Source organism: Micromonospora coriariae, assembly GCF_900091455.1.
In the GTDB taxonomy this organism is placed as follows: Bacteria; Actinomycetota; Actinomycetes; order Mycobacteriales; family Micromonosporaceae; genus Micromonospora; species Micromonospora coriariae.
The window spans coordinates 2234830-2261586 of record NZ_LT607412.1; the positions used below are offsets into that span (position 1 = coordinate 2234830).

Genomic DNA, 26757 nt, shown 5'->3' on the forward strand with positions numbered 1-26757 from the left:
GGCCCCTGCTCTACCGCAGGCGTTAACAAGGTGCCCTTCCTTACGTCTGGAGCAGCTCGCGGGCGGCTTCCAGCACCTCGATTGTCGGCACGTCGCTGACGAAGGAGTCCCGGTGCGGGCACTCGCCGTCGCCGGGCCGGTGCGGATAGATGCCGGGCGTGCAGTCCACCCCGCAGACCGGGCAGTGCACCATCCAGGAACAGATCGGCCGGTGCCGACCCCGAAGCGGGTTGGCCGTGTTGATCAGGTTGCCGACCCAGTAGACGCCGACCGTCGGCGTGCCCACCGCGGCGGCCAGGTGCAGCGGACCGGTGTCGTTGGAGACGACCAGGGCGCAGCCGGCGTAGCAACCGGCCAACCCACCGAGACTGAGCGTGCCCACCTGCGGCCGGACCGGCACCCCCGACGCCGCGACCACCCGGTCCACCACCTCCCGCTCGCTCGGCGTACCGGTGACCAGCACCTCGTAGCCATCGCCGTGCAGCTCGCGGGCCACCTCGGCGAACCGCTCGGCCGGCCAGCGGCGGCGGGTGTCACTGGCGCCCGGATGCAGCGCCACCCGGGGTCGGTCGGGTGGGCCGAGCACCTGGTTCGCCTCCGCACGGTCGGCGTCGGTCACGGCCAGCGCCGGCACGATGGTGGTCGCTGGCGCACCCACCAGGGCCACCGCCTCCAGGTAACGGATCACCTCGTGCTGGTAGTAGACGTACCGGATCCACCGGTCCAGCGGGGGCGCGTCGTCGGCGCGCAAACCCACGGTGACCCGGGCGCCGAGGCGGCTGACCAGCGGGTTGGAGTTGGCGCCGCCGCCGTGGATCTGCACCGCCAGGTCGAAGCCCTCGCCGGTAGCCATCGCCAGGAAGTCGTCCATCGACGACTCCGCCTCACCCGCCTCCGGCGTGCGAATGCCGGGCGCCGGCGGCACCACCAGCACCCGATCCACCGGGCCGGGCCGGTCGCGCCAGAGCTTCGCGTGCCACGGCGCGCCGAGCAGCACGATCTCCGCCTCCGGGTACGCGGCGCGCAGCGCCTCCAGCGCAGGCAACGCGAACAGGAAGTCGCCGAGCGCGTTGGCGCGCAGCACGGCGATCCGCCGCACGTCGGGAACGTGCCCGGCCGTCGGGCCGAGCAGGGACGGGGTGACCACGCGGTCCCGCTACGACCGGTCGATCTCGCCGACGGTGTCCGGGCGGTGCAACTCGCGGTCGGCGGCGGGATCGGCCGGCATCGGCGTACCGGTGGAGAAGTCTCCGGAACGCGGTCCGGTGCGGCCGACGGTGATTGTGCGCGGCCTGGGTCGGACCGCCCGGGGCAGCCGGACCCGGAGCAGGCCGTGGTCCATCACCGCGTCGATGCCCTCCGGGTCCACCCGGGACGGCAGGTCGATGCGGTACTCGAAGCCCCGGGTCTCGAAGCCGCCCGGGATGCCCTGGTCGGCGTTGACCTCCGCCTCGGATCGGGCCCGTACGCACAGCTCCCGGTCGTCCAGCTCGACCGCCACCTCCTCCGGCGCCACCCCGGGCAGCCGGACCACGACGTCCCAGCCGTCCGCGGTCTCGGTCAGCTCGACGTCGGACGTCCCGGCCCGGCCACCGACCAGCCGGCTCAGCTCGGCGCGCAGCGACTGCAGCTCGCCCATCGGGTCCCAGCCCTGCTGCCGGCCCCGCCATCCCCGGCCGAAGCCACCGGTCTGCTGCTCGGTCATCACACCTCTCCGATCCGCCGGGCGGCCGCGGGCGGCCGCAGTGAGCTGGGCGCGTCCAGACCGGCCTCACGGTCGACGCCCACGCCGAGCCGGTCGACCAGCTCCCCGCCGAGCCAGGCACTGATGCCGAGAATGGCGACCGCCACCACCTCGATGGCGATCAGCGCGCCGCCTGCGGCCCGGGAGTCCGCGTTGAGCCGGACCGCCCAGACGGCGGCGAAGAGCAGGATCACGGCGACGTTCGCGCTGGCGTGCAGCAGGCCCACCCGCTTGGCGCGGGTGCCGGTCGGGATCGCCAGCAGGTCGAACGAGCCGGCCGCCGCGGCGAGCAGACCGCCGACCAGGCCGACGGTGATGTTCCAGTACGCGACCTCGCCGAGGAAGTCAGGCCCGCCGACGGTGTCCACCACGTCGAACAGCACCGCCGTGGCCAGCAGCGCGACCGGGAACATGACCAGCATCGGATGGACTGGATGACCCAGCACCTTGAGTCGGCTCTCCATCTCCCGGCCTCCACTGGTCGGCGTCCTGCGGAACGGTCTCGTGCGGCGGGCGCGTCGGGTGAGGCCGTACCCCGGGCGACCGGGGACAAACCTCGCGCTGGTCACGCCCGCCTAGGCTGACGAAGGGTGGCCCCGCCACCCGGGTCAACGGCTGGGGGAGGATCACGTGACGGTGGAGATCACCTCGCACGAGGAACTGCGCGAACTGCTCGGCGTGCCGCACCCGCGGGCCGCCAACAAGGACCGGCCCCGCCTGCACGAGCGGGACCGGCAGTGGCTGGCCGCCTCGCCGTTCTGCCTGGTCGCCACGGCCGGCGCGGACGGCAGCTGCGACGTGTCACCCAAGGGCGATCCGGCCGGGTTCGCCCTGGTGCTGGACGACACGACCATCGCGCTACCCGAGCGGCCGGGCAACAAGCGGGCGGACGGCTACCGCAACATCCTGGACAACCCGCACGTCGGGTTGCTTTTCATGATCCCCGGGCGGACCGACACGCTGCGAATCAACGGACGGGCCCGGCTCGTGCGGGACGCCCCCTGGTTCGACGACATGGTGGTCAAGGGGCACCGGCCGGTGCTCGCGGTGGTGGTGGAGATCGAGCAGATCTTCTACCACTGCGCGAAGGCGTTCCTGCGGTCCGCGCTGTGGCAGCCGGAGACCTGGCAGCCGGAGGCGCTGCCCTCCCGGGCACGCCTCATCAAGGAGGTCGAGGCGCCGAGGGAGAGCCTCGAAGACCTGGAACGGCACTACGGCCCGGAGTACGCCAAGAAGATCTACGTCTGAGCCCGCCGCCCGCGGCGCGACCCACACTGACGCCGACGGACGTCCCGCCGGTCAGGGCGCCGGCTCGGCGTGCACCATCCACAGGTGGCCGTCCGGGTCGGCGAAGGTGCCGGCGTACCCCCAGGGTTGTGCCTCCGGCTCGGTGACCACCTCGGCGCCGGCGGCGCGGGCCCGCTCGATGATCGCATCCGCGTCGGCGGGCGAGGCGACGTCGAGGCTGAGCACGCACTCGCTCTGCCCCCGCGTGGCGACCTCGTGCCGGCCGATCACCCACCCGAAGCCGCCGGTCGGGATGAGCATCAGCCGCAGCCCGTCGTTGACGACGAACTGCAACGGCTCCGGGATGCCATCGTCGGCCAGCTCGCCCACCGTCTCCAGACCGAGACCGTCCCGGTAGAAGCGGTGTGAGGTCGGACGGTCGGCGATGGGAAGACTGATGGTCACGGGCGCGAAGGTCATGGGACGGGCTCCAGGGTGTCGGACGGACACGGTCTCCAGGATGGACGCGACCCGGCCCCGAAAGTCATCGGACGCGCCGGTAGGACACCGAGACCGTGGACACGCATCCGCGCGCCCGATGGCGCGATGAGTAGCGGCACTCAGGCGCATGGCGGAGAGTTACGAAATTCTGCGCTGATGCCGTCCGCAACCCCGTCGCCGTCGTCCGTTCCGGCACCGACCGTGCCGCGCCTGGTGAATCCACACCGCCTGGCCGTAGGGCAGATGGTCGTGGTCGGCGCGTCGGCAGCCCTGTTTCTGCGCGGAACCACAAGTGGCCCGTGGGTGCTGTTCGTACTCTTCGTCGGCCTGGAGGTCGTGCTGCTCGGAGGCGCGGTGGCGCTGCTGACGTTGACCTATCTGCTCGGCACCCTCACCCGTCACGGGTCGCGGCTGACCGAGAGCCCAGGTGGCCGGTGTGCCTGGACCCTGGCCGTCTGGGCCGGCGGTGCGGCACTCGTCGGCTTCGGCCGCGCGGCCCTGGGTCACCTGGGCTTCGAACCCGACCGTCATCCCGAGGTCGGCCACTGGCTGCTGGGCCTGGGGGTGGCGCTGGTGGTGGGCCTTCTCAGTCGATCACGACAGGTACGTGTCGGCTCGGCCGCACTGATCGGGCTCTTCGTCGTGGTCACCGCCGCGCTGCCGAGCCATCCGCTGAGTGGCCGCTGACCTAGCGTTGCCGCCATGAACGATGACGACTGGTTGGCGGACACCCGCACTTCCTACGACACTGTCGCCACCAGTTATGCGGACCTGCTACGCAACTTCCTCGCAGAAACGCCGTACGAGCGAGCGATGCTGGCGTTGTTCGCCGAGCTCGTCCACGCCGGCGGTGGAGGGCCGGTCGCCGACGTGGGCTGCGGGCCAGGGCGCATCACCGCCCACCTGCACGGGCTCGGCATCGACGCCTTCGGGGTCGATCTGTCGCCGGGGATGATCGAGGTGGCTCGGCGCGATCATCCCGGTCTGCGGTTCGAGGTGGGTTCCATGACCGATCTCGACCTCGCCGACGCTTCGGTCGCCGGCCTGGTCGCCTGGTATTCGCTGATCCACATCCCCGACGACCAGGTCGGCTCGGTCTTCGCGCATTTCCGGCGGGTGTTGCGGCCCGGCGGCCTGCTGCTGCTCAGCTTCCACGTGGGCGACGAAACGAGGCTCAAGACGCAGGGCTACGGCGGCCACCCGATGAAGGTCCACGTCCACTGTCGCCAGATCGGCAAAGTGGCCGGTTGGCTGCGCGGAAGCGGATTCGCGGTCGAGGCGCAGATGACACTCACCTCCGCCGAGAGCCGGCTCGGGGGAGTCATCTTCGGGCGCCGCCAGTCCTAGCCGACCGGTGCCGTCGACGACTGAAATCCTAGCGTCGCTAGATGTAGTGCCAACGCTATGCTAGCGTGGACCTCGCCCCTAGCACCGCTAGAACTCGGAGATGCTCATGCTCACCCCTGCCGCGTACGGCCTGGCCATCGCCCTCAACCTGTTCGTCGTCTTCATCGGCGCCCGGTTCCTGCTGCAACCCGAAGCCGCAGCCGCCGGGTACGGCGTACCGGCCAAGCCCGGTGCCTATCTGACCATCAAGGGCCTACGCGACCTCAGCTACGGCATCCTCGGCCTGGCCCTGATCGCCTTCGTCGGACCCCACGCGGCAGCCTGGTTCATGCTCATCGTGGCGCTGAACCCGCTCGGCGACACGCTGATCGTGCTCCGCAATGGAGGCACCAAGGCCGTCGCCTTCGGCATTCACTTCGCCACCGCCGTCGTGGTCCTCATCAGCGCCGCCCTCCTGTTCGCCGTCTGACCGCCCGCCAACAGAGGGAGTCAAGAGATGTCGCTGATCGTCCCCGACTTCACCGAATCCGTCGTCGTACGCGTCCCACCTGACATTGACAGCTCATCGAGAAGGGTCCCGGCGGCCTTACGGCTGCGACGGGCACGCGGGCATGAGCGACGGGTCGGACGATCCGCTACCGTCCGGGTGGTGGCCGAAGCAGCGGGAGCGTTTCGTCGGACAGCGATCGAGCGATCGGATCAGCGCATCGCCTGGGACCGGACGGACCAGGCCTTCTTCGCCGCCGGGGCGTGCCACATCCTGGCCTGGGTGTGCCGGGATTCCTACCCGGATCGGCCGATCGAGATCGCTGGGGTGCGCTTCGCGGACGGTTGGCAGGTCTTCCACGCCTACGCGCTCTGGGATGGCTGGGCGTTCGACCACTCGGGCTGGAATCCCGAGCCGGAATTGCTGGCGGCCAACACGGCCTTCGAGGGGCGCCCGCTGGAGCGCGTCACGATCGTGGACAGTCTCGCCGATTTCTGCGAGACGCACCACTCCCGCATGCCGCACCAGTACTGGCAGGACCCACTCCCCCGTGCTCGCGACTACCTGAGCCGGTACACCCCACCCTGGGCATAGCGCCTCCGATCACCGACGGCCGGCGACCCCGGCTAGGTGGTTCCTGAGGTCGTGGGCTGCCTCAGCCGGCGAACCCTTAAGCTGCTCGATACCCCGTATGATCCCGGCTCGTGTATCAGGTCTGGAAGGTTTCACCGCTTGGGCGGTTCGGCGTACTTGCTCTCATTCCCCTGCTGGGCACCTTTACATGGCTGGCCTGGGGCAACGTGTTCGTGAGTCTTCTCGCGGGCCTCGGCGGGCTGGTCAGTTGGTTCCGGTTCGCGTTCCGCCCCGCAGTGACCCTGACGGACACGGAAGTGATCGTGCGGAACCCCAACGGCTCGCAACACGTCAGCCTCAACGACGTGGCGAAAGTCGAGCCTGGATACGGCGGTTTGACCATCACGACCTCGACGGGGGGACACGTCGTCGCGTGGGCGGTGCAGAAATCCAACCTCGCCAAGTGGACGGGCAGGCAAACTCGGGCCGACGAGGTAGCGGCCTCGATCACTGCGGCCAGCCGAAGTCGCGCTGTGACTCGGTGAGGAGTCTGCTACTGCTGCTGCCACCCGACGGCCACGGCGGCGATATCTGCTGGCTTGGCTGCGCGAGTCGCTGCCCGACCGCTGTGAGGGCGTCCACGGAGACGGTCCTCGGGAGCTTCCCGGGTCAGGGTAACCGTCAGTGTTGTGGGAGGCTGCCGCGATGTCGCGTGCTCGCCTGCTGACGGTCGTCGGGGTCCTCCTGATGCTGGCCTCGTGTCTGCTTCCCTGCCTTACGATCGTGAACGGGATGACCCTGCCTGACCAGGACCCGACGCCTGAGGCCATCCAGCAGCAGAACGCGGACGCCCTTGCGTTCGAGCAGAGGTTCGAGGTGGTTGCGTGGATCGCTGCCGCTCTGGCGATCCTTGGCCTCGCAGCCTTTATCTACGCGTGGAAACACCGCCGGCGGTCGACCAACCTCCCTGGGTAATAGACCTCGGACGATTACAGGCGTGAACGCTTGACCGGCATCCACCTTGTGAGCAGGGGCTCCAACTGTGGCATCAGGCGGGGGCCGAAGATGCAGAGTGTCTGTTCCAGGGATGGCCGAAGGCGCCTTCGGTCATGTCCTCCGTGAGGAAGGCGTAGTAGTCGCCGTCGGGAAACACCTCGACCGGCCACGCCTGCCTCGCCGGCCACATCTGGTCGTCGCCTGTGGCCTGGCGGTGGCGCCAGAACCAGTAGCTGGGATGTTGTCAGTCCAGCACGAGGAGCTGCTCGGAGGCGGGGAAGGCCCGCGTCATGGCCAGTAGCGCGAGGGCGTTGATCGCCGCTTGGCCGGCCGCGAACGTGGGGCGCGAGCTGGCGAACAGTTGGCCGAGGTCGATGGTGACCGAGGGCCGGGGCTCGACGACCGCGGGACCCGGTTCGGTGTAGCAAGGAGTGAAGTCGAACCTGGCCTCGAACGGCGCCGGGGGGGTCGCGACGAACTGGTGTTCACCGCCCCGAACGGCGGGCCGCTGCGCAACACCAACCTTCGTTCGCGGGTGTTCCTGCCGGCGGCAGCGTCCATCGGGCTGGCCGGCGTGACTCCTCACGACCTCAGGCACACGGCAGCGAGTCTGGCCGTGGCGGCGGGCGCCAACGTGAAGGCGGTACAGCGAATGCTCGGTCACGCCTCGGCCTCGATGACCCTGGACGCGTATGCCGGCCTGTTCGGTGACGACCTGGACGCGGTCGCCAACCGCTTGGACGAGGCGGTCGCCGCACGGGACAGGACCATCCAAGGACTCGACGGACCAGCGGCGACGTGATCGACCTCGGGAAACGGCGAAGCCCAGGTCTTTGACCTGGGCTTCCGTACCGAGCCGCCTGACGGAATCGAACCGTCGACCTACGCATTACGAGATCAAAATGCCCGCCGCGCCGACCTGGCCACATGGCGGGCTAGCAGTGGAAACACCTCGCGGCATCTCACACCACTCCCCTGCTGTCGGTCGGCCTCTTGCGGACTAGATGCGGACCGCTCGCCTGGCAGGTCCAGACGCCCGCGGCTTCCTCACCGGCTCGACGGCATCGGCTCGCCGGACAGGCTGCCGTAGACGAGAACGATCAAGAACATGACGCCGACCGCAGCGAAGCTCATGCCAATCACTCGTTCCAGCAGGACGAAACGCGCCAGACGCTTGTCGTACTGGGCATCCGGTAGCCAGCGCCACGGCGGAACTCGCCGTAGCACGCTCGCGGTGGCCATTGACCGCCGCACGTGCCACTCCGTCACGCCGCGAAAGTTGATGGCCAGGGCGACACCGATGAGGCCCACGGTCAGGCTCATCATGACAGCGGCCACGAAGCGCCATTTCTCCATCTGACCTCCTCGGCGCGGTCACCGGGTCATATGTGGCCCTGCTTCGCAAAGATCAAGACCGCTGTCGGCCGACGTCGGTCACTGCCGCTGACCTGCTCGCCGTGTCGCCTACCGTCGACGCCGGGCCGCATGCGTCGGCGGGCTTGGCTGTACGGATGGCTGTACAGCCACCTTCTGACGCTTCCGTAGATTCCCAAGGCCATGTCCAGGCCGTCCGGGTCGGTCCGCCTGGTCCTGGTCCTCGGGCGCTCGGCAACTCGATCCGTCCCGTCCCGTCCGGTCCAGTCCGCCCCGGTGGCTCCCACGGGTGGCTCCCAGACTGTCAGCTTGGGAATCGCACAAGACCGGCTTGGAACCGCGTGTAACGCCTGTTCGACGCGCTCTCAGTTGGCGAGGTGCTCACCCGGGAACTGCGCAGCTACTACGGCTGACCCGGCCCGCTGCCGCAACCAGCGGTAGATCCGCCGGGCGGACCGGGTCTTTTGCATCAGGGATAGAGGGTCAGGCCGGGTGCCCGGGCGATGGCGACGAGCTGATCCATGGTGAGCAGTGGCTCGTCCGCGGTCAGCGTCTGCGTTACCTTGTTTCCGACCACGTTGTTGTGGATGTTGTTGGTGATGACCAGCACCGAGTTCCCTTCGGCCCGGTGCACCAGCGCCCGGAGCTGCCGACCGCCCGGTACGTCCTCGTGGATGCTCAGTACGGCCGCCGAGCCGTCCGGATAATTCTCGATCTCGCAGCTGCGCTCGTTTTCAGGGGGAGGGGCGTCGCTGCAGACATCGTCCACGCTTCTGTCGGTGCCAGTCGGGCTCACCCGGAGCAGGAAGAATCCGAAGTCATCGCCGCGCCGGAGCGTCGCGTCGATCGAGTACTCCCGGTAGCTCGGGTGGTACTGGAATTGCGGCTCGGCGCAGCTCTTCTGGGCCGGCTCCACTCGCACGCCGGGCGGCAGTGCGGTGCGCAGGGTGTCGCGGAACGCCCCGGTCAGCCGGGCCACCCCGTCCGCTGGTGACTCGGTGGGGCGGGCGCGGGCGGTGTCGTACGACTGTGTCGGTGGCTGCGGGCCGGTGGGCTTCGGGCTCACGCCCGTGCAGTGCGGCGGAGCGGGGTCCGGCGGCGAGACGGCCGGCGGCGGCCCGAAACCAGCCGGTCCGGGAGCAGCGCCGGTGTCCGCCAGCAGCGTGGGCGCGACCAGGACGGCAGCGAGGGCGGCGGCGACCCCGGTGCCCATCAGCGCCCAGGCGCGGTGGCGCCGCCGTCGCGCGTCGGCTTCGATTAGGTGGTTCACGTTGATGCGGGTGGACGGGCGAGGACACCCATGCGCACTACATAGGACAGGGCAAAACCCGACAACAAGACCACCAGCAACGGCAGTAGGCCGGCATCCTGGGACATTCGAACCCACAGCGGTGTCTCGACCCCGCTGCCGGGCTCACCCAGATTCTTCACCGCGCCCGTCATCGCAGCGGGCAACCACAGCAGCGCATACTCCCGTGGCGCCTCCGTCGCACTGAACCTGGCAACCACAAAGGTGATCACCGCCGCGTGTATCGCGATAACTCCACCCACCACACCGACCACGATCGCAAGGCGTGGGCGTGAACGCCTTACCAACATGACGGTGGCCAAAAGCACGGCACCCCACAGCAAAGCAGCAAGCGCCATCGCCAGCGACCGGGCACCGAGCGGCCCCGTCATCACCGTCAGCACTATCACCGAGGCGACAAGGGCTCCCATCAGGGGCAGGAGCTCCACGCGACGCCGGTTGGCCAGCATCCTGCCAAGCAGCACCCCACCCGCTAACAACACAACCGCAGCCCCGGAAAAAAACAAGACCTCGGACGACATCGTTCCGGCACCTCCTCCCGTAGGCATCCGATAGCGCGACAGTGGACGATACCGGTAGCACCGCCGGCTTCGCGGTCCCTGAGAGCGGATCTCCTCGTCGGGCAGTCGTAGACCGTCCAGCCTCCGGTGCCTGGCGAGGTGATCCGCGGCGGCATCTCTGAGGAGGGTCGGGGTTCGGGGCGGAGCCCCGAGGTCTTCGTGGTCCTAGGTGTCCGTCAGAGTGGCCGGCCGGCCCGGCCGATGCCGGCCGGAGGTCGCCAGCAGGCCGGGGCCGGGCCGGCGCGGCCCGCTTGCGGGCCGCCTTGATGTTCACCGCCCCGAACGGCGGGCCGCTGCGCAACACCAACTTCCGGGCTCGCGTCTTCGCGCCGGCTGCGGCGTCGGTCGGGCTGGCGGGGCTGACACCGCACGACCTGCGGCATACGGCGGCGAGTCTGGCCGTGGCGGCGGGCGCCAACGTCAAGGCGGTACAGCGGATGCTCGGGCACGCCTCTGCGTCGATGACGCTGGACGTGTACGCGGGGCTGTTCGGTGACGATCTGGACGCCGTCGCCAACCGGCTGGACGCGGCGGTCGCGGCGCGGGATGCGGACTATTTGCAGACTGGCACGGCCGACGGCGCTCTTGTCGACCTTGGGAAACGGCGAAGCCCAGGTCTTTGACCTGGGCTTCCGTACCGAGCCGCCTGACGGAATCGAACCGTCGACCTACGCATTACGAGTGCGTCGCTCTAGCCGACTGAGCTAAGGCGGCAACGATCGTCAAGTGTACGGCACCCCACGGCCGTCGCCCGAACGGGATACCCCTCCCTGCCCGCTGCCTCCAACCGGACAACCGCCGTCATCTGGACGTTTACCGGACAGCGGATCATCGGCGTCGGGACTACGCTGCGGCGGGTGAGCGACGATCACACCCCCCTCGACGGCCCCGGCCAGCAGGAGCCGGCGGACGGACGTCCCGATGGCGCGTCGGCCGGGGAGCGGGTCGCCCATCGGCCCCGCACCGCCGACCCGCTGGAGCTGGGCTTCACGCCGCGCAAGCCGGTGCCGTGGCTGGCCCCGTTCCTGCTGATCAGCACGGGCATCCGGACGCTGCTGGCGATGCTCTTCGGGGCGTACCTGGACAAGCGCGAGTTGCAGAACGCGTTCGGCGGCGACGCCTTCCGCCAGGCCGGGCCGGACGGCGGGCTGTGGCTGGACTACGTGGCCGACCTGGGGGACGGCTTCAACGCCACCTACTCAGTGGCGTACCTGCTGGCACAGCCGGAGCTGACCGTGGACGGGCACCGGCTGCCCCGGGCGCAGACCCTGGTGATGGGTGGCGACCAGGTGTACCCGTCGGCGGCGTACGCCTCGTACGAGGATCGGTGCAAGGGCCCCTACCAGGCCGCGCTGCCGGCGACCCCGCCGGAGCGGCCCACCCTCTTCGCGGTGCCCGGCAACCACGACTGGTACGACGGCCTGACCGCCTTCCTGCGGTTGTTCGTCCGCTCCCGGGATCGGCACTTCGGCGGCTGGGGGACCGGGCAGTCGCGCTCGTACTTCGCGGTGGAGCTGCCGGCCGGCTGGTGGCTGCTCGGCGTCGACGACCAGTCCGGCTCGTACCTGGACGACCCGCAGCTGGCGTACTTCGACGAGGTGGCCCGACAGCTCGGCCCGGAGTCAAAGGTGATCATCGCGACGCCGGCGCCGACCTGGGTCAAGGCCGCCGACCATCCGACGGCGTACGACTCGGTCGACTACTTCATCCGGACGATCATCGACCCGACCGGGGCGCAGGTCCGTCTGCTGCTCTCCGGCGACCTGCACCACTACGCCCGCTACTCGGGGCCGACCCGGCAGCTGATCACCTGTGGCGGCGGCGGGGCGTACCTCTACCCGACGCACAAGCTGCCGGAGCGCATCGAGGTGCCGCCGCGGGACACCCTGGCCCGGCGGGCCAGCCGTGCCCAGCCGTACGACCTGGTGGCCCGCTATCCGGACGCGGCCCGCTCCCGCCGCTACGGCTGGGGCATCTTCCCCCGGCTGCCGTTCCGCAACCCCGGTTTCACCACCCTGCTCGGCACCCTGCACACGCTGCTGATGCTGGCCATGGCGGGCGCGGCCGCGAACTGGGCGGACGCCACCGATCAGCGGCTGTTCACCGTCCCGCTGGTGCTGATGCTGCTCGTGACGGTGCTGGCGGCGGCCCTGTTCGCCAAGCCACCCAGCGCGAGCGGCAAGCGGCACGCACGGCACTGGATCCTCGGCGTCAGCCATGGCCTGGCACACGTCGGGCTGGCCGCCGCCGGCACCTGGGCCTGGTTGGCGCTGCCGTTCTACGACTGGCCGTGGCCACTGCCGGTGGTCGCCGCGGCGGTGCTCTACGGTCCGGCGAGCGGCCTGCTGGCCAGCCAACTGGTGGCGGCGTACCTGCTGGTGGCGGGGTCGTTCGGGGTGAACGTCAACGAACTCTTCGCCGGTCAGGGCATCGAGGACTCGAAGGCGTTCCTGCGGCTGCGCATCGACCCCGACGGCACGCTCACCATCTACCCGATCGCGGTCGACCGGGTCTCCCGCGACTGGCAAATCAACCCCGACCAGTCCCCCACCGCCAGCTGGCTGACCCCGAAGACTCCCCTGACCCCCCGCCTGGCCGAACCCCCAATAGTCCTCACCTGACCCCACCCCACCCCGCACCGTCCCCGACGGGCCCCGCCCCCACCCTGGTCGATCATGAAGTTATTGCCCCGACACGCCGCACCGGCGGGCAATAACTTCATGATCGACGGGGGGCGGCGCGGGAGGCGCGGGGCGGCGCGGGGCGGGCGCGCGGGGTCAGGGGGTGTAGTGCTGGTCGTGGGCCTGGCGGGGGGCGCAGACGGAGGCGCGGGAGCAGGAGCAGCGGGAGCCGTCGGCGTCGAGCCGGACCGTCACCGCGTCACGGGGGACGCTGTGGCCGACCACGCGGCCGTCGCCCTCCGGCGTCGAGACCCGGCTGCCGATGGTCGGGGCGGTCTCCTGGAAGCGCTGGTAGAGCGGGTGCTCGTACTTCAGGCAACACATCAGCCGGCCGCACGCGCCGGAGATGCGCAGCGGGTTCAGCGGCAGGTCCTGGTCCTTGGCCATCCGGATGGTCACCGGCTCGAAGTCGGTAAGGAAGGTGGCGCAGCACAGGTCCCGCCCACACGAGCCGATGCCGCCCTGCACCCGCGCCGAGTCCCGTGCGGAGAGCTGCCGCAGCTCGACGCGACAGTGCAGGGTGGCACCCAGATCACGGACCAGGGAACGGAAGTCGACCCGGTGCGGCGCGGTGAAGTAGACGGTGCTGCGCTCGCCGCCGCTCTCTGCGGAGCCGAGCACGTGGTCGACGGCGACCACCTTCATCGGCAGGCCGTGCGCGCGGATCAGCCGCTTCGCGGCCACCTTGGCCTCGGCCTTGCGCCGACGCAACGCCTCGTCCCGACGCAGATCGTCGTCGCCGGCCAGCCCCACCAGCCGGGGGAAGCCTTCGGTCTCCTCGGTCACCCACTGCGCGGCCCAGACGCACTCGGCCACCTCGGGCCCGTCGTCGGTCGGCACCAGCACCTTGTCGCCGACCTGCGGGCGCAACTCTCCGGGGTCGAGGTAGTAGAGGCGCCCGTACCGGTTGAAGCTGACCGCGCAGAGCATGCCCATGCACCCCACCCTACGACGGATCCCCGCCGGAGGGCGCGCCGGCCGTCGCCGGACGACTACCCGCCGCTGCCATCCATGACCGTCGACTTGACCGATTGCCGGGCCACCCCTCGTGCCGTTGCTCCTCGCCCGGACGGTTGAATCCGGGCCGCGGTAGGGGACAAACGCGTCCGGGCGGCGTTGAGTGGAGGCAGACCTGCGGGGGGTGCAGGGGGAAGACCACGGCGTCGCCGTCGGTGCCGGCTCAGGCCGGGCGCCCGCGGGCGACGCCGTGGCCTGTCCGGGGTGCGGTCGGCCGGCTACCAGCCGACCCGGGTGGCCTGGTCGTACCGGGGCCGACCGTCCACCGGCGGCCGCCAGGCGGACTCGGCCAGGCTCGGCGCCCACTGGCGCAGCAGCGTCTCGGCACCGTCGTACGCGACGCAGAGCACCGCCAGCACCCGCGCGGCGATCTCGGCCGCATCGGCCACGCCGGGCCCCACCGGGCCGGGCCGGAGCGGCGTGCCCGTGCCCGTGGCGGCGACCACGGCGACCGCCTCGGCCGAGCGGAGAATGTCGGCCAGGGTGCGGGCCAGGGCGAGGCGGGTGCCCTCCACCCAGTCGGCGAGCGCGTCGGCGTACCCGGCCGTGGACTCGAGGCGCCCGACCAGGCTCTCCGGCCCCTCGTCGAGGTGACGCAGCAGGGCCGCCCGCTCCTGCCCGTACGCCGAGGCGGCCGGGCCGGACCAGAGCACGGGGTCGCTGAGCGCGGCGGAGACGTCGTCGTACCCCCGGACCAGCCGGCGCACCGCGTGCCCGGCGCCGGCGAGCGGTGCCGGATGAAGGTCGAGGAAGCCGCGGACCGCGTCGCCCGGGAGCACCTGCATCCGGCGCAGCAGCGGCCAGACCCGGTGCCCCTCGGGGACACCGGCGGCGAGCAGCGTGTCCACCCGGCGCAGCAGGTCCAGGCCGGGATCGGCGAGCCGGTCCAGCGGGTCCATCAGGGCTCCCCGGTGATGCGGCGGCGGGCGGCCCGGTCGACCTCGCCGTAGCGGTCGGCGGCCTCGCGCACGGCCGAGGCGGCGGCGGCCAGCCGACCGGCGGCGGCGCGTGCCTCGCGGGCCCGGTCGTCGGTGGCGGCGGTCCACTGCCGGTGCAGGGCGCGGCCGATCTCGCCGGGTCGCCCCGGGGCGTCCGTGCCGAAGGCGGCCTGAGCCGGATCGCTGGCGGTGACCGTGCGGGACAGGGCGGTGAGGGTGCTGCTCGCCTCGTCCAGCCGGGCGGCGAGCGCGCGCAGTGTGTCCATCTCAGGCCCCCGCGAGCGGTCGGTAGGCGGCGAACGTCTCGTTGTGCAGCTTCTCCCGGGCCCACTCGGCGGCGTCGGCCGCCGCGGTGACCGCGGCCTGCACGGAGCCGGCCACGTCCCGCGGGCTGCGGCTGTGCAGCGGCCCGAGGAACCGGACGTCGGTGATCCGCCCACCGGCGGTGACCACCACCTCGACCAGCCCGTCCGGCGACCGGACGGTGACCTCGACGGTTGACACCGCCTGGTCGAACTCGGCCTGGAGCGACTCGATCCGGCGGTAGCGCCGCACCGCCTCCTCGATCCAGGCTTCGTCGATCTCCCCCCGCGGCATCGGCCGACTCCTCCCGGATGACCCCTCACTGAGCGTGCTGTCACCGTCACAACAGCACACCGGACCGTACCGCACAGCAATCGCGCGTGTCGATGCCTGTGGATGACCGGTCCGCCGGGAGGGACCGCGGCACGGAGGGTGCGGGTCAGCCCTTCCAGAGGGCGAGCATCATCGCCTCGACGGCGATCCGTGGCTTGACGTTCGCTTCGATCGCCGCCCGGCAGGCGAGCACGGCCTCCAGCCGGCGCAGCGACCCCTCGGCGTCCCACTTCTGCGCCCCGGCGCCGGCCAGCGCGGCGGTGTCGGTGTGCACCGGGGCGACCGGAGCGCGCAGCGCCATGGTGAGCGCGTCCCGGTAGAAGCCGGCCAGGTCGACGAGCGCCCGGTCCAGCGCGTCCCGCTGAGCCCGGGTGGCCCGCGACTTCTGCCGCTTCTCCAGCTCCTTGAGTTGCCCGGCGGCGCCGCGCATCGCGCCGGCGGCGCCCCGGCCGGTGCCGCCGGCGCCGAGCGCGGTCTCCAGCGCCGCGCGTTCGGCCGTGTCGGCGTCGGTGACCGACGCCTCCGCCTCCGCCTCGGCCGCCTCGATCAGCGCGGACGCCGCGTCGAACGCCGCGCCGACCCCGGTCAGCCGGCGAGGCACGGCGAGCACCGCCTCGCGCCGCTTACGGGCCTCCGGGTCGCGTGCCAGCCGGCGGGCCCGACCGACGTGCCCCTGCGCGGCCGCCGCCGCCCACTGCGCCACGTCGGGGGCGATGCCGTCCCGGCGGACCAGCACCTCGGCCACCGCAGCGGCCGGCGGCTGCCGCAGGGGTACGACCCGGCAGCGCGACCGGATGGTCACCGAGATGTCGTCCGGGTGGGTGGACGGGGCGCAGAGCAGGAACACGGTACGCGGCGAGGGCTCCTCGATCGCCTTGAGCAGCGCGTTGCCAGCCGCCTCGGTGAGCCGGTCGGCGTCCTCGATGACCACCACCTGCCAGCGCCCGCCGGACGGGGTGCTGGCCGCGCGGAGCACCAGCGCGCGCATCTCGCCGACGCCGATGGAGAGCCCCTCCGGCACCACCATCCGGACGTCGGCGTGGGTGCCACCCATCGTGGTGTGACAGCCGGGGCACTCGCCGCAGCCGGTGCCGTGGACGCACTGCAGGGCGGCGGCGAAGGCCCGCGCGGCGATCGAGCGGCCGGAGCCGGGCGGCCCGGTGAAGATCCAGGCGTGGGTCATCCCGGCGCTCGGGTCGATCCCGGCCGGCGCACCGGCCGCGCCGTCCACGCCGGCGGCGACCAGCGCTGGTGAACGGTCGGCCGCGCCCACGCGCAGCACGGCCGCCGCCGAGGCGGCGGCCCGACGCAGTTCGGTCACCGCCTCGTCCTGGCCGACCAGGTCGGCGAAGACCTCCGGCATCAGGTTCGATGCTCCATCGTCACCAGCTCCGCGTCGGATAACTCCGGCTGCACCGAGGTGTCCGGACCCTGCGCCGGCCTGGGGTGCACGATGCCGCTCGGATTTCCGAGCATCTCCTCGACGCGTCGGACCACCTGCCGGGTGATCTCCTCGGCCGGCCGGGACCCGTCGAGGACCAGGTAGCGCTTCGGGTCGGCGGCGGCCAGGTCGAGGAAGGCGTACCGGACACGCTCGTGGAACGCGATCGACTCGGCCTCCAGCCGGTCGACGCCCGCACTGCGCGATGCCACCCGGGACAGGCCGGTCTGCGGCTCGACGTCCAACAGCACCACCAGGTCGGGCTTGAGCCCACCGGTGGCCCAGGAGGAGAGCCAGGAGACCTCGTCGACCGGAAGTGTCCGCCCCGCGCCCTGGTACGCCAGGGACGAGTCGACGTACCGGTCGCTGATCACCACACCGCCCCGGACCAGCGCGGGCCGCACCACGGCGGCCACGTGGTGCGCCCGGTCGGCGGCGTAGAGCAGCGCCTCGGCGCGCGGCGAGGGCGCCTCGTCGCCGGAGGTCTCCAGCACCAGCGACCGGATTCGTTGACCGACCCCGGTCGCCCCCGGCTCGCGGGTGACCACGACGTCGCGCCCCTGGCCGCGCAGCCGCTCGGCGAGCGCGGCCAGCTGGGTGGACTTGCCGGCGCCCTCACCGCCCTCGAAGACCACGAAGAGCCCGGCGGAGACGAACGGCTCGGCCGGCATCAGCGGGCGACCCCGGATGGAGCCCCAGAGGTCGGCGAGGACCGGGACGCCCTTCTTGTCGTCCATCTGGCCGAAGGCGCTGATCCCGGCGAAGATGCCGGCGGCGCCAGCGGCGAGCAGCAGCAGCCGGGTGGAGGAGACGGAGATGCCGAGGTCGGCGATGGTCAGCTTGCGGGAGCCGCCGACACCGACCAGGAGGCTGCTCAGCCCGATGGCCAGGATCAGCACCAGCCGGGTCCCGATCTGCACCACGGCGAAGACCCGTCCGCGTACCTCGTCCTTGATCTCGCCGCCGAGCAGGGTGGTGCCGGCCAGGAAGGCCATACCGGCGCCCGCGCCGACCAGCACCGCGCCGACGATCGCCATCGACAGGTGGATGGCGAAGGCGAGGGTCATCACGGCGGCGCTGGCCAACACGATGCTCATGCCGAACCAGCGGCGCCGGGACATCTCCTTGACGATCATCGGGCCGAGGCCGATGCCGATGGACAGGCCGATGAAGATGGCACCGAAGAGCAGGTAGAAGGCGGCGTCACCCGCGCCGAGCGAGGCGGCGAAGAACTTCGCCGTGCCGATCACGATGCCACCGCCGGCGAACGCGCCGAAGATGCCGAGCACCAGGCCGCGGACGAGCGGCGTCTGGCCGATGTACTTCCAGCCCTCGGCGAACTGGCGCCGCATGCTCTGCCCGGTGCGCTCCCGCTCGCCGGTCTGCGCCTGGCTGATCTCCTTGATCCCGAATGCCACCACGAGGGCGGTGGCCAGCCGGGAGAAGGAATTGACCCAGAGTGCGAGTTGGGCGGGCTCCGCCCAGCCGAGGTCGCCGCCGGCGACGGCCCGGACACTGCGGTCGAGCACCGCGGCGACGAGCGCCGCGAGGATCGGGGTGAGGCCGTACGTGGTGATCAGCGTGAGCTGGTTGGCCGCCTCCAGCCGGGCGCGCGGGATCAGGTTGGGGACCGCCGCCTCCTTGGCCGGAATCCAGATCAGCGTGATCGACTCGATCAGGAAGGTCGCGACGGTCGCCCAGAGGACCACCACCGCGCCGCTGGCGCCGGCCAGCGCCACCATCGGGATCGAGGCGAAGAGCACGAACCGGAGCACGTCACAGATGACCATCGTCCAGCGGCGGTCGAACCGGTCGGCGAGCACGCCGGCGATCGGCCCGAGCACCAGCGCGGGCAGCAGCCGGATCGCGATGACGCCACCGAAGGCCGCGCCCTTCGCGGTGCTGCCCTGCACCTGGGAGGCGGCGAAGACCGAGGTGGCCAGCAGGCCGAGCCAGTCACCGAAGGAGGCCGCGCCGAGCACGATCCAGAGCCGTCGGAACGGCTGGATCCGCAGCACCGAGCGGATGGCGGCATAGCCCGACGGGTCCACCTGGCCCCCGCCGGACTGGTTGGCGGCGTTGCCCGACTGATCGTCGGAGCGCGACACGCCGCGCGACTCGCCGCTGTTCTGGCTTTCGATGGCCGTACCTCCACGTGCCGGCCCATCGCTGGGCACCCCCGGTGGAACACTCTAGACCCGGTGGGGAGCCACCCCACTCGCGACATTCTCCTGCTCGCTGAGCCTAGGCCGCCGAAGGCGCCGACCGCAGCCCGGGCCGTACGCGAGGGTGTTTCGCATTCGCCGTCAGACAGTTAGCGTGCACACGTGGCCATCGAAAGCGACAAACTTCGCGAGCGCCTGGATCGGGCGACCGCCCATCTCGACCCGCCGTACGCGGTGGTGGATCTCACCGCCTTCGACGCCAACTCGGCCGCCCTGGCCGACCGCGCCGCCGGCAAACCGGTCCGACTGGCCAGCAAGTCGGTCCGCAGCCGGGAGCTGATCAGCCGGGCACTCGCCCGGCCGGGTTGGCGGGGCGTGATGGCGTTCACCCTGCCCGAGGCGATCTGGCTGGTCCGGGCGGGGGTGAGCGACGACGTGCTGGTCGCGTACCCCAGCGCGGACCGCTCGGCGCTCGCCGAGCTGGCAGCCGACCCGGCGCTGGCCGCCGCGATCACCCTGATGATCGACGGCAGCGGGCAGCTCGACCTCATCGACACCGTGCGAGCCCCCGGCCAGCGCGCCGAGCTGCGGCTCTGCCTGGACCTGGACGCCTCCTGGCGACCGCTGCGCGGGCGGGTGCACGTCGGCGTCCGCCGTTCACCGGTGCATAGCGCCCGAGCGGCCGGCGCGCTCGCCGCCACCGTCGCCGGCCGTGCCGGCTTCCGGCTGGTCGGCCTCATGTCGTACGAGGCGCAGATTGCCGGCCTGGGCGACGCGCCGCCGGGGCAGGCGCTGCTGGCCGGCGCGATCCGGCTGGCCCAGCGCGGGTCGTACCGCGAGTTGCTGGCCCGCCGGAGCGCGGCGGTGGCCGCGGTCCGTGAGCACGCCGACCTGGAGTTCGTCAACGGTGGCGGCACCGGCAGCGTGGCCGCGACCAGCGCCGATCCCGCGGTCACCGAGGTGACCGCGGGATCGGGCCTGTATGGGCCGACGCTGTTCGACGCCTACCGTGCCTGGCGGCCCACCCCGGCGGCGTTCTTCGCCTGCGCGGTGGTCCGTCGACCGACGCCGGAGCTGGCGACCGTGCTCGGCGGCGGCTGGATCGCCTCCGGCCCGGCCGCCGACAGCCGGCTGCCCCGACCATGGCTGCCGGCCGGCCTGAAGCTGGTCGGCACCGAGGGGGCCGGCGAGGTGCAGACCCCCCTGGCCGGCGCGGCGGCGGCCACCCTGGCCATCGGCGACCGGGTGTGGTTCCGGCACGCCAAGGCCGGTGAGCTGTGCGAGCGGGTCAACGAGCTGCACCTGGTCGACGGGGACGCGGTCGTGGCGACCGTGCCCACGTACCGGGGTGAGGGGCGGGCCTTCCTCTGAACGCCAACCCCGCTGCCCGGTCCGCCCACCCGGCGGGCCGGGTCAGGCGGGCTGGGCGGCCGGGGCCTGCTGCTCGGCGGTCGAACGCGCACTCTCCGGGCCGTCGACCTGGCGGTGCAGGTACTCCCGGATCAGCGCCTTCGCCTCGAGCAGCACCCGCTCGTCGCCGTCGGACCTCCGCCGGAACGCGAGCTTGATCAGCGCGTCGGCCGCCTCCACCGCGATCTCCAGGACGAAACGGAGCTTCGGGACGTCGGTCAGCCCGAAGCGCTCGGTGAGCACCCGCGCCAACTGGTCGGCGATCACGCCGTTGTTGTCCCGCTGCTCATCGAGCAGGTGCAGGTCGACCACGTCGCCGAAGTGCAGGGTACGGAAGCCGGGGACGGTGCGGTGCATCGTGATGTACTCATCGATCCCCGCGTCGACGCCGTCCCACCAGTGGGTCATCTCGTCAGAGGCGAACCGCTCGTCGAGCCGCTGGAGGTAGGACTCCATCGTGCGCAGGGTCAATGCCTGCACGATCGCCCGCTTGTCCGGGAAGAACTGGTAGACCGACCCGATCGCCACCTCGGCGCGCTCGGCGAGCAGGGTCGTGGTCAGCCCTTCGTACCCCACCTCGTCGACGAGTTCGGCGCAGGCGTCCAACATGCGCTGTACCCGCGCGACACTTCGACCCTGCACCGGTACGCGGCGCAGCGGCCCGGTCGTGGCGGCTGGTGTGGACACTCGGCGCCACCCCCCTTCGACGGATGAACATATCTCCACGTCACGAGTCCGTGACTACCGGTACAACGAGCGGACCGCAATTGCGGTATTTACCAGCTACAACGTTCCTGATATGAAGTCAGTTCATATTCATCTTCGAGGAGCGCGCATGGTCGGCACGGCACCGCTCACCGCCCGCTGGTCCAACTGGGCCGGTAACCAGCGTGGCAGCGCCACCGCAATCCTCCGCCCCGGCTCGCCGGCCGACGTCGCCGAGGCCGTGCGAGCCGCCGCCGCCACCGGCGGCCGGATCCGGGTGGCCGGCAGCGGCCACTCGTTCACCGCCATCGCGCTCGCCGACGACCGGCGAATGGAACTGTCCGAGCTCGACACCTTGGTCAGTGTCGACGTCGAGCGCAGGCTCGTCACCGTACCTGCGGGGATGACCCTGCACACCCTCAACGGCCTGCTCGCCCGACACTGCCTCGCCCTGCCCAACCTCGGCGACATCGACGCCCAGACGGTCGCCGGGGCGATCTCCACGGGCACCCACGGCACCGGCGCCGGCTTTGGCTGCCTGTCCACCTTCGTCGAGGCGATCACTCTGGTCACCGGCACCGGGGAGGTGCTGCGCTGCTCCGCCGACGAACACCCGGACGTCTTCGCCGCCGCCCGGGTGTCGCTCGGCGCGCTCGGTGTGCTGGTCGAGGTGACCCTGCGCTGCGTGGACGCCTTCGTGCTGCACGCACACGAACGCCCGGCCGCGCTGGCCGACGTGCTCGACGACCTGCCGGCACTGATCGGCGACCACGACCACGCCGAGTTCTACTGGTTCCCCTACACCTCCCGGGTCCAGGTCAAGACCAACGACCGGGTACCCGCCAACGACCGCCCACTGCCCAAATGGCGCGGCTGGCTGGACGACGACTTCCTGGCCAACACCGTCTTCGCCGGCGCCTGCCGGCTCGGCCGGGCCGTGCCGCCGCTGGCCCCGAGGATCAGCGCCGTCTCCGCCCGCGCGCTCACCGAACGCCGGTACACCGGCCGCTCCGACCGGGTGTTCTGCACCCCGCGCCGGGTCCGCTTCGTGGAGATGGAGTACGGCCTGCCTCGCGAGGCGCTACCCGAGGCGCTGGCGGCGCTCCGGCGGATCGTGGACGGGCTGCCGTTCAAGGTGCTCTTCCCGGTGGAGGTGCGGTTCACCGCCGCCGACGACATCTGGCTGTCGCACGGCTACGGCCGGGACTCCGCGTACATCGCCGTGCACCAGTACGTCGGCATGCCGTACGAGCCGTACTTCCAGGCCTTCGAGGAGGTGGCCGCCGGACTGGGCGGCCGCCCGCACTGGGGCAAGCTGCACTACCGCGACGCCGCCTCGCTGGCCGGCGCGTACCCGCGCTTCGCCGACTTCCAGGCCGTCCGCGACCGCCTGGACCCCGACCGCGTCTTCACCAACCCCCACCTCGACCGCGTCCTCGGTGGCGGCGCTCAGCCGCCCGACGCCACCACCTGATCCGGACCGGCGCCGAGGGACCGGACGTAGCCGAGCACCCGCTGGTACGCCGCCCGGTATTCGCCCCGCAGAGCCGGCGGGGTAGCCGGGTCGGCCAGCGCTGCGGTCAGGTCGACCAGCCGGAGGGCCGGTGCCAGGTCGGTCCAGGTTGGCAGCGCCTCCATCCGGGTCACCGTCCAGCGCCCCGGGGCGGTCTCGGTGAAGGTCGCCCGCGCCATCACACCCTCGCGGTTGTCGTCGATCGGCTCCGCGTGCCGCGCCAGTTCGTTGCCCATGCCGAAGACCACCCACTTGTCGCCGAAGCGCTGGAACGGCTGGACCACGTGGGCGTGGTGGCCCAGGATGAGGTCCACGTCGGGCGAAGAGATCAACTGCTGTGCCCAGGCCCGCTGGTCGGCGTCCGGCAGGTGCTGGTACTCCGTACCCCAGTGCAGGCTGAGCACGACGATGTCGGCGCCGGCGGCGCGCGCCTCGTGGGCGGCGGCGAGGATCTCGGGCGGATCGATCAGGTTGGCCAGCCACGGCTGGCCCGGCGGACGGCTCAACCCGTTGAAGTTCAGGCTGTACGCCAGGTGGGCGATGCGGACGTCGCCGACCTGGTAGATCCGGGGCGTGGCCGCCTCGGCGGCGCTGCGCGCGCTGCCCGTGTGCCCCAGCCCGGCGGCGTCGAGCGCGCGGACCGTCCGAGCCACCCCGTCGGCGCCCTGGTCGAGGGTGTGGTTGGAGGCGGTCGAGCAGCCGTCGAACCCGGCGCCGCGCAGCCCCTCGAGCACCTGCGGGGGCGCGTTGAACGACGGATAGCCGGCGAACGGGCCGGCGGGATCGGCCAGTGGCGTTTCGAGGTGGCACAGCGCCAGGTCGGCGCCACCGACGGCTGGGGCGATCCCGGCGAACATCGGTGCGAAATCCAGGCGGCCGGCCCGGGCGCCGTCCCGACGCGCCTGGTCGGTCACAGCGGGATGGACCAGAACGTCACCCGCGGCGACGAGTCGCACGGTCCGCCGGTTGGCGGCATCCCGGGTCGGCCCGGTGGACGACACCGGGGCGGCGGTCTGCGGGGCAGCCTGTGACACGGTGGCCCCGGCCGGCGCGGAGCTCTCGGCGTCCATCGCCCAGGTGCCGACTGCGGCCACGGCAAGCAGCAACGCTCCCGCCGAGGCGCTGACGAGGACACGGCGACGCGTGGCAGCGGTGGCGAACATCCCCTCACGTTAGGGAACCTCCACCAAGCCCTCGTCCTAAATGGGACGTTTCATCCATTAGGGACAGGGGCCGGTGACCGTCACTCCTCGGCGGGCCGGGCGGCGGCGGCCTTCTTCGGGGCCGCCTTCTTCGCCGGGGCCGCCTTCCTGGCAGTGGTCGCCTTGGCGGTCGTGGTCTTCTTCGCGGCGGTGGACTTGCTGGCAGCGGCCGTCTTCTTGGTGGCCGTGGCCTTCTTCGCCGGAGCCTTCTTCGCCACCGCCTTCTTCTTCGGCGCCGGACCCTTGGCCCGCTTCTCGGCCAGCATTTCCGACGCTTCCTCGATGGTCAGCGCCTCCGGGGTCTGCGCACGCCGCAGCGACGCGTTGAACTCCCCGTCGGTGACGTACGGGCCGAACCGGCCGTCCTTGATCACCAGCGGCTTCTCGGTCAACGGGTCGACGCCCATCTCCCGCAGCGGCGGTGCCGCAGCCCGTCGTCCACGGGCCTTGGGGGCGGCCAGCAGCGCCAGCGCCTCGTCCAGGCCGACAGTGAACATCTGCTCCTCGGACTCCAGCGACCGGAACTCCTCGCCCCGCTTGACGTACGGGCCGTAGCGGCCGTTGTTGGCGAACACCTCGACCCCGTCGGGCGCGACGCCGACCAGCCGGGGCAGGCTGAGCAGCTTGAGCGCGTCCTCGAGGGTCAACGAGTCCGGCGTCTGGGAGCGCAGCAGCGAGGACTTCCGCTCGCCGCTGGACACGTACGGGCCGAACCGGCCGGACTTGAGCACGATCGGCTCGCCGGTGCCCGGGTCGTCGCCGAGCTTGCGCTCGCCGCTGCCACCGAGGAACAGCTCGTGCACCTTCTCCGGGGTCAGCTCATCCGGGGCCAGCCCCTCGGGGATCGGCGCCCGGTCACCCTGGGTGCCACCCTCCTCGCCCTCGGCCGGTGCCGCCGCCTCGCCGCCGGGCAGCTCCCGCTGGAGGTACGGCCCGTACCGGCCCACCCGGACCACGACCTCCCGGCCGTCGTCGTCGGTGAAGAGCGGGATGGAGTTGACGCTGCGCGCGTCGATGTCGCTGAGGTTCTCGGTGACCAGCTTCTTGAGCCCACCGGAGCGAGCGATGCCCTGGTCGCCGGCACCGTTGGCGCCGCCGAAGTAGAACGCGGTGAGAAAGTCGACGGCCGCGTGGTCACCGCCGGCGATCTCGTCCAGCTCGTTCTCCATAGTGGCGGTGAAGTCGTAGTCGATGAGGCGCGGGTAGTGCCGCTCCATCAGGCCGATCACCGCGAAGGCCAGGAAGGTCGGGATCATCGCCTGGCCGCGCTTGGTGACGTACCCCCGGTCCTGGATCGTCTGCATGATCGACGCGTACGTGGACGGACGGCCGATGCCCAGCTCTTCCAGTGCCTTGACCAGCGACGCCTCCGTGTAGCGCGACGGCGGCTGGGTGTGGTGGCCCTGCGCGGCCAGCTCGTCGGCGGTCAGCGGCTGGTCCTTGACCAGGGTGGGCAGGCGGCGCTCGGCGTCCTCGGCCTCAGCGTTCTCGTCGTCGCTGGACTCGACGTACGCGCGCAGGAAGCCCGGGTCGGTGATGGTCTTGCCGGTGGCGCCGAAGTCGGCTTCCTCCTGGGAGGTGGAGACCGCGCGGATGCGCACCGAGACGCTGGAGCCGACGGCGTCGGTCATCTGCGACGCGATGGTGCGCCGCCAGATCAGCTCGTAGAGCTTGAACTCCTCGGCGGACAGCTCCTTGGCCACCTCGCCCGGGGTGCGGAAGTTGTCCCCCGCCGGGCGGATCGCCTCGTGCGCCTCCTGCGCGTTCTTCACCTTGCCGGTGTAGCGGCGCGGCTCCGGTGGCACGCTGCGCTCGCCGTACAGCTCGACGATCTGCCGGCGGGCCGCCGAGATGGCGGTCTCCGACAGGTTCACCGAGTCGGTACGCATATAGGTGATGTAGCCGTTCTCGTACAGGCGCTGCGCCGTGCGCATCGTCTGCTGCGACGACAGGCGCAGCTTGCGGGCCGCCTCCTGCTGGAGCGTGGAGGTGATGAACGGCGCGTACGGGCGGCGGCGGTAGGGCTTCTCCTCGACCCGGGTGACGGTGAACGGCCGTCCCTCGAGCCGGGCCGCCAGCCCACGGGCGCCGCCCTCGTCCAGGTGCACGACGCCGGCCCCGGGCTTCACCCGGCCGGTGGTCGGCTCGAAGTCCTTGCCGGTGGCGATCCGGTCGCCGTTCAGCGCGATCAGGGTGGCGTTGAACGCGCGCGGCCCCTCGCCGGCGTTCGCCACTGCGAGAGTGGCCAGGATGTCCCAGTATTCAGCGGTGCGGAAAGCCATCCGCTGCCGCTCCCGCTCGACCACGATCCGGGTCGCCACGGACTGCACCCGGCCCGCCGAGAGCTTCGGCATGACCTTCTTCCACAGCACCGGGGAGACCTCGTAGCCGTAGAGCCGGTCGAGGATCCGCCGAGCCTCCTGCGCGTCGACCAGATCGCGGTCGATCTCCCGGGGGTTGGCCACCGCCGCCTGGATCGCCGGCTTGGTGATCTCGTGGAAGACCATCCGCTTGACCGGCACCTTCGGCTTGAGCGTCTCCACCAGGTGCCAGGCGATCGCCTCGCCCTCGCGGTCCTCATCAGTCGCCAGGAAGATCTCGTCGACCTCCTTGGCCAGCTTCACCAGCTTGCTGATCTGCTGCTTGCGGTCGGCGGAGACGACGTAGAGCGCGTGGAAGCCGTTGTCCACGTCCACCCCGAGGCGGGCCCACGCCTCGCCCTTGTACTTGGCCGGCACGTCGGCGGCGTTGCGTGGCAGGTCGCGGACGTGACCGAAGCTGGCCTCCACGACGTACCCCGGGCCGAGGTAGCCCGAGATCGTCTTGGCCTTCGCCGGTGACTCGACGATGACCAGACGGGTGGTTCCAGCGTTGCTCGGCACGTCTCTCCCCGACCTCACTCCTGCTCGTGGTCTGCCGGCGCCCGGACAG

General features: G+C 71.5%; 28 protein-coding genes, 1 tRNA gene and 1 pseudogene. 12 read left to right on the forward strand and 18 right to left on the reverse strand.

What is annotated here, in order from left to right; all coding sequences use genetic code 11:
- Nucleotides 1–40 precede the first annotated feature (40 nt).
- Genes GA0070607_RS10420 through GA0070607_RS10430 form a run of 3 tightly spaced genes read right to left on the reverse strand, consistent with a single transcriptional unit; the run spans nt 41 to nt 2208 of the window.
- On the reverse strand, nt 41–1147 hold the full coding sequence (locus GA0070607_RS10420) for a glycosyltransferase family 9 protein (protein WP_089018023.1): 1107 nt from the start codon (nt 1145–1147) through the stop codon (nt 41–43).
- 9 nt (nt 1148–1156) lie between these two features.
- On the reverse strand, nt 1157–1705 hold the full coding sequence (locus tag GA0070607_RS10425) for an Hsp20/alpha crystallin family protein (RefSeq protein ID WP_089018024.1): 549 nt from the start codon (nt 1703–1705) through the stop codon (nt 1157–1159).
- Complete coding sequence (locus GA0070607_RS10430) at nt 1705–2208, reverse strand: DUF2231 domain-containing protein (RefSeq protein ID WP_089018025.1); 504 nt, start codon at nt 2206–2208, stop codon at nt 1705–1707. The genes GA0070607_RS10425 and GA0070607_RS10430 overlap by 1 nt, the downstream gene beginning before the upstream one ends.
- Nucleotides 2209–2374: 166 nt before the next feature.
- Here GA0070607_RS10430 and GA0070607_RS10435 point away from each other — a divergent pair, with 166 nt between their 5' ends.
- Nucleotides 2375–2992 carry a pyridoxamine 5'-phosphate oxidase family protein gene (locus GA0070607_RS10435; protein ID WP_089018026.1) on the forward strand — a complete coding sequence of 206 codons (618 nt, stop codon included), beginning with the start codon at nt 2375–2377 and terminating at the stop codon, nt 2990–2992.
- A 51-nt stretch (nt 2993–3043) separates the two neighbouring features.
- On the opposite strand, the gene GA0070607_RS10440 is transcribed toward GA0070607_RS10435, so the two are convergent.
- Nucleotides 3044–3451: a VOC family protein gene (locus tag GA0070607_RS10440; RefSeq protein ID WP_089018027.1), complete on the reverse strand. Its 408-nt coding sequence runs from the start codon at nt 3449–3451 to the stop codon at nt 3044–3046.
- Nucleotides 3452–3685: 234 nt separating this feature from the next.
- Between GA0070607_RS10440 and GA0070607_RS10445 the strand changes: the two genes are divergently transcribed.
- The 6 genes from GA0070607_RS10445 (at nt 3686) to GA0070607_RS10470 (ending at nt 6854) form a co-directional block, all read left to right on the forward strand.
- A complete protein-coding gene (locus GA0070607_RS10445; RefSeq protein WP_157743126.1) occupies nt 3686–4159 on the forward strand; it encodes a hypothetical protein in 474 nt (157 codons plus the stop codon).
- A gap of 15 nt (nt 4160–4174) precedes the next feature.
- Nucleotides 4175–4819, forward strand: a complete 645-nt coding sequence (locus tag GA0070607_RS10450; protein WP_089018029.1) for a class I SAM-dependent DNA methyltransferase — start codon at nt 4175–4177, stop codon at nt 4817–4819.
- A gap of 100 nt (nt 4820–4919) precedes the next feature.
- Nucleotides 4920–5288, forward strand: coding sequence for a DUF4267 domain-containing protein (locus GA0070607_RS10455; RefSeq protein ID WP_231930935.1), 369 nt, complete (start codon nt 4920–4922; stop codon nt 5286–5288).
- Nucleotides 5289–5468: 180 nt separating this feature from the next.
- A complete protein-coding gene (locus GA0070607_RS10460) occupies nt 5469–5900 on the forward strand; it encodes a hypothetical protein (protein ID WP_231930936.1) in 432 nt (143 codons plus the stop codon).
- 110 nt (nt 5901–6010) lie between these two features.
- Nucleotides 6011–6424, forward strand: coding sequence for a PH domain-containing protein (locus tag GA0070607_RS10465; protein WP_089018031.1), 414 nt, complete (start codon nt 6011–6013; stop codon nt 6422–6424).
- A 160-nt stretch (nt 6425–6584) separates the two neighbouring features.
- Nucleotides 6585–6854: a hypothetical protein gene (locus GA0070607_RS10470; RefSeq protein ID WP_157743127.1), complete on the forward strand. Its 270-nt coding sequence runs from the start codon at nt 6585–6587 to the stop codon at nt 6852–6854.
- 73 nt (nt 6855–6927) lie between these two features.
- Here the strand turns inward: GA0070607_RS10470 and GA0070607_RS34100 are convergent.
- A pseudogene (locus GA0070607_RS34100) lies at nt 6928–7107 on the reverse strand (DUF2716 domain-containing protein); the annotation flags it as partial.
- Nucleotides 7108–7236: 129 nt separating this feature from the next.
- On the opposite strand from GA0070607_RS34100, the gene GA0070607_RS10480 reads away from it, so the two are divergent.
- Nucleotides 7237–7677 carry a tyrosine-type recombinase/integrase gene (locus tag GA0070607_RS10480; protein ID WP_197701252.1) on the forward strand — a complete coding sequence of 147 codons (441 nt, stop codon included), beginning with the start codon at nt 7237–7239 and terminating at the stop codon, nt 7675–7677.
- A gap of 245 nt (nt 7678–7922) precedes the next feature.
- On the opposite strand, the gene GA0070607_RS10485 is transcribed toward GA0070607_RS10480, so the two are convergent.
- The 3 genes from GA0070607_RS10485 to GA0070607_RS10495 form a co-directional block, all read right to left on the reverse strand.
- Nucleotides 7923–8231, reverse strand: coding sequence for a hypothetical protein (locus GA0070607_RS10485; protein WP_089018035.1), 309 nt, complete (start codon nt 8229–8231; stop codon nt 7923–7925).
- A gap of 487 nt (nt 8232–8718) precedes the next feature.
- The gene (locus GA0070607_RS10490) at nt 8719–9519 is read right to left on the reverse strand and encodes a hypothetical protein (protein WP_157743128.1); all 801 of its coding nucleotides are present in this window, start codon (nt 9517–9519) and stop codon (nt 8719–8721) included.
- Entirely contained in the window at nt 9516–10079 is a 564-nt protein-coding gene (locus tag GA0070607_RS10495) for a hypothetical protein (protein WP_089018037.1), read from the reverse strand. The genes GA0070607_RS10490 and GA0070607_RS10495 overlap by 4 nt, the downstream gene beginning before the upstream one ends.
- 305 nt (nt 10080–10384) lie before the next feature.
- Between GA0070607_RS10495 and GA0070607_RS10500 the strand changes: the two genes are divergently transcribed.
- Nucleotides 10385–10741 carry a tyrosine-type recombinase/integrase gene (locus tag GA0070607_RS10500; protein WP_089021771.1) on the forward strand — a complete coding sequence of 119 codons (357 nt, stop codon included), beginning with the start codon at nt 10385–10387 and terminating at the stop codon, nt 10739–10741.
- 17 nt (nt 10742–10758) lie between these two features.
- On the opposite strand, the gene GA0070607_RS10505 is transcribed toward GA0070607_RS10500, so the two are convergent.
- A tRNA-Thr gene (locus GA0070607_RS10505) sits at nt 10759–10832 on the reverse strand.
- Nucleotides 10833–10975: 143 nt separating this feature from the next.
- Between GA0070607_RS10505 and GA0070607_RS10510 the strand changes: the two genes are divergently transcribed.
- Nucleotides 10976–12739: a metallophosphoesterase family protein gene (locus tag GA0070607_RS10510; protein WP_231930938.1), complete on the forward strand. Its 1764-nt coding sequence runs from the start codon at nt 10976–10978 to the stop codon at nt 12737–12739.
- A 156-nt stretch (nt 12740–12895) separates the two neighbouring features.
- On the opposite strand, the gene GA0070607_RS10515 is transcribed toward GA0070607_RS10510, so the two are convergent.
- From GA0070607_RS10515 to tmk, 6 genes are all read right to left on the reverse strand, one after another.
- Complete coding sequence (locus tag GA0070607_RS10515) at nt 12896–13735, reverse strand: PSP1 domain-containing protein (protein WP_089018039.1); 840 nt, start codon at nt 13733–13735, stop codon at nt 12896–12898.
- A 299-nt stretch (nt 13736–14034) separates the two neighbouring features.
- Complete coding sequence (locus GA0070607_RS10520; RefSeq protein WP_089018040.1) at nt 14035–14715, reverse strand: hypothetical protein; 681 nt, start codon at nt 14713–14715, stop codon at nt 14035–14037.
- Nucleotides 14715–15020, reverse strand: coding sequence for a hypothetical protein (locus tag GA0070607_RS10525; RefSeq protein ID WP_089018041.1), 306 nt, complete (start codon nt 15018–15020; stop codon nt 14715–14717). Before GA0070607_RS10525 ends, GA0070607_RS10520 begins: the two co-directional genes overlap by 1 nt.
- A gap of 1 nt (nt 15021) precedes the next feature.
- On the reverse strand, nt 15022–15351 hold the full coding sequence (locus GA0070607_RS10530; protein WP_053659404.1) for a YbaB/EbfC family nucleoid-associated protein: 330 nt from the start codon (nt 15349–15351) through the stop codon (nt 15022–15024).
- Nucleotides 15352–15496: 145 nt separating this feature from the next.
- Complete coding sequence (locus GA0070607_RS10535) at nt 15497–16753, reverse strand: DNA polymerase III subunit delta' (protein ID WP_089018042.1); 1257 nt, start codon at nt 16751–16753, stop codon at nt 15497–15499.
- A complete protein-coding gene (tmk, locus tag GA0070607_RS10540; protein WP_157743346.1) occupies nt 16753–18849 on the reverse strand; it encodes a dTMP kinase in 2097 nt (698 codons plus the stop codon). Before tmk ends, GA0070607_RS10535 begins: the two co-directional genes overlap by 1 nt.
- A 309-nt stretch (nt 18850–19158) precedes the next feature.
- Between tmk and GA0070607_RS10545 the strand changes: the two genes are divergently transcribed.
- Nucleotides 19159–20367: an amino acid deaminase/aldolase gene (locus GA0070607_RS10545; protein ID WP_089018043.1), complete on the forward strand. Its 1209-nt coding sequence runs from the start codon at nt 19159–19161 to the stop codon at nt 20365–20367.
- A 42-nt stretch (nt 20368–20409) separates the two neighbouring features.
- Here GA0070607_RS10545 and GA0070607_RS10550 read toward each other — a convergent pair whose 3' ends face one another.
- Entirely contained in the window at nt 20410–21015 is a 606-nt protein-coding gene (locus GA0070607_RS10550) for a TetR/AcrR family transcriptional regulator (protein WP_089018044.1), read from the reverse strand.
- A 226-nt stretch (nt 21016–21241) separates the two neighbouring features.
- On the opposite strand from GA0070607_RS10550, the gene GA0070607_RS10555 reads away from it, so the two are divergent.
- Nucleotides 21242–22585 carry a D-arabinono-1,4-lactone oxidase gene (locus GA0070607_RS10555; RefSeq protein ID WP_089018045.1) on the forward strand — a complete coding sequence of 448 codons (1344 nt, stop codon included), beginning with the start codon at nt 21242–21244 and terminating at the stop codon, nt 22583–22585.
- Here GA0070607_RS10555 and GA0070607_RS10560 read toward each other — a convergent pair.
- Together GA0070607_RS10560 and topA are read right to left on the reverse strand one after the other, a co-directional pair.
- Nucleotides 22561–23787: a CapA family protein gene (locus GA0070607_RS10560; RefSeq protein ID WP_231930939.1), complete on the reverse strand. Its 1227-nt coding sequence runs from the start codon at nt 23785–23787 to the stop codon at nt 22561–22563. The two genes, GA0070607_RS10555 and GA0070607_RS10560, sit on opposite strands and share 25 nt — an antisense overlap.
- Nucleotides 23788–23867: 80 nt before the next feature.
- A complete protein-coding gene (gene topA, locus GA0070607_RS10565; protein ID WP_089018046.1) occupies nt 23868–26708 on the reverse strand; it encodes a type I DNA topoisomerase in 2841 nt (946 codons plus the stop codon).
- Between the last annotated feature and the right edge of the window lie 49 nt (nt 26709–26757).

Coding starts and splice junctions, on each gene's coding strand:
- GA0070607_RS10425 (WP_089018024.1), bottom strand. CDS start 1,705: ATGACCGAGCAGCAGACCGGTGGCTTCGGCCGGGGATGGCGGGGCCGG.
- GA0070607_RS10430 (WP_089018025.1), bottom strand. CDS start 2,208: ATGGAGAGCCGACTCAAGGTGCTGGGTCATCCAGTCCATCCGATGCTG.
- GA0070607_RS10440 (WP_089018027.1), bottom strand. CDS start 3,451: ATGACCTTCGCGCCCGTGACCATCAGTCTTCCCATCGCCGACCGTCCG.
- GA0070607_RS10450 (WP_089018029.1), top strand. CDS start 4,175: ATGAACGATGACGACTGGTTGGCGGACACCCGCACTTCCTACGACACT.
- GA0070607_RS10455 (WP_231930935.1), top strand. CDS start 4,920: ATGCTCATGCTCACCCCTGCCGCGTACGGCCTGGCCATCGCCCTCAAC.
- GA0070607_RS10470 (WP_157743127.1), top strand. CDS start 6,585: ATGTCGCGTGCTCGCCTGCTGACGGTCGTCGGGGTCCTCCTGATGCTG.
- GA0070607_RS10485 (WP_089018035.1), bottom strand. CDS start 8,231: ATGGAGAAATGGCGCTTCGTGGCCGCTGTCATGATGAGCCTGACCGTG.
- GA0070607_RS10495 (WP_089018037.1), bottom strand. CDS start 10,079: ATGTCGTCCGAGGTCTTGTTTTTTTCCGGGGCTGCGGTTGTGTTGTTA.
- GA0070607_RS10500 (WP_089021771.1), top strand. CDS start 10,385: ATGTTCACCGCCCCGAACGGCGGGCCGCTGCGCAACACCAACTTCCGG.
- GA0070607_RS10515 (WP_089018039.1), bottom strand. CDS start 13,735: ATGGGCATGCTCTGCGCGGTCAGCTTCAACCGGTACGGGCGCCTCTAC.
- GA0070607_RS10520 (WP_089018040.1), bottom strand. CDS start 14,715: ATGGACCCGCTGGACCGGCTCGCCGATCCCGGCCTGGACCTGCTGCGC.
- GA0070607_RS10525 (WP_089018041.1), bottom strand. CDS start 15,020: ATGGACACACTGCGCGCGCTCGCCGCCCGGCTGGACGAGGCGAGCAGC.
- GA0070607_RS10530 (WP_053659404.1), bottom strand. CDS start 15,351: ATGCCGCGGGGGGAGATCGACGAAGCCTGGATCGAGGAGGCGGTGCGG.
- GA0070607_RS10535 (WP_089018042.1), bottom strand. CDS start 16,753: ATGCCGGAGGTCTTCGCCGACCTGGTCGGCCAGGACGAGGCGGTGACC.
- GA0070607_RS10550 (WP_089018044.1), bottom strand. CDS start 21,015: ATGTTGGACGCCTGCGCCGAACTCGTCGACGAGGTGGGGTACGAAGGG.
- GA0070607_RS10555 (WP_089018045.1), top strand. CDS start 21,242: ATGGTCGGCACGGCACCGCTCACCGCCCGCTGGTCCAACTGGGCCGGT.
- GA0070607_RS10560 (WP_231930939.1), bottom strand. CDS start 23,787: ATGTTCGCCACCGCTGCCACGCGTCGCCGTGTCCTCGTCAGCGCCTCG.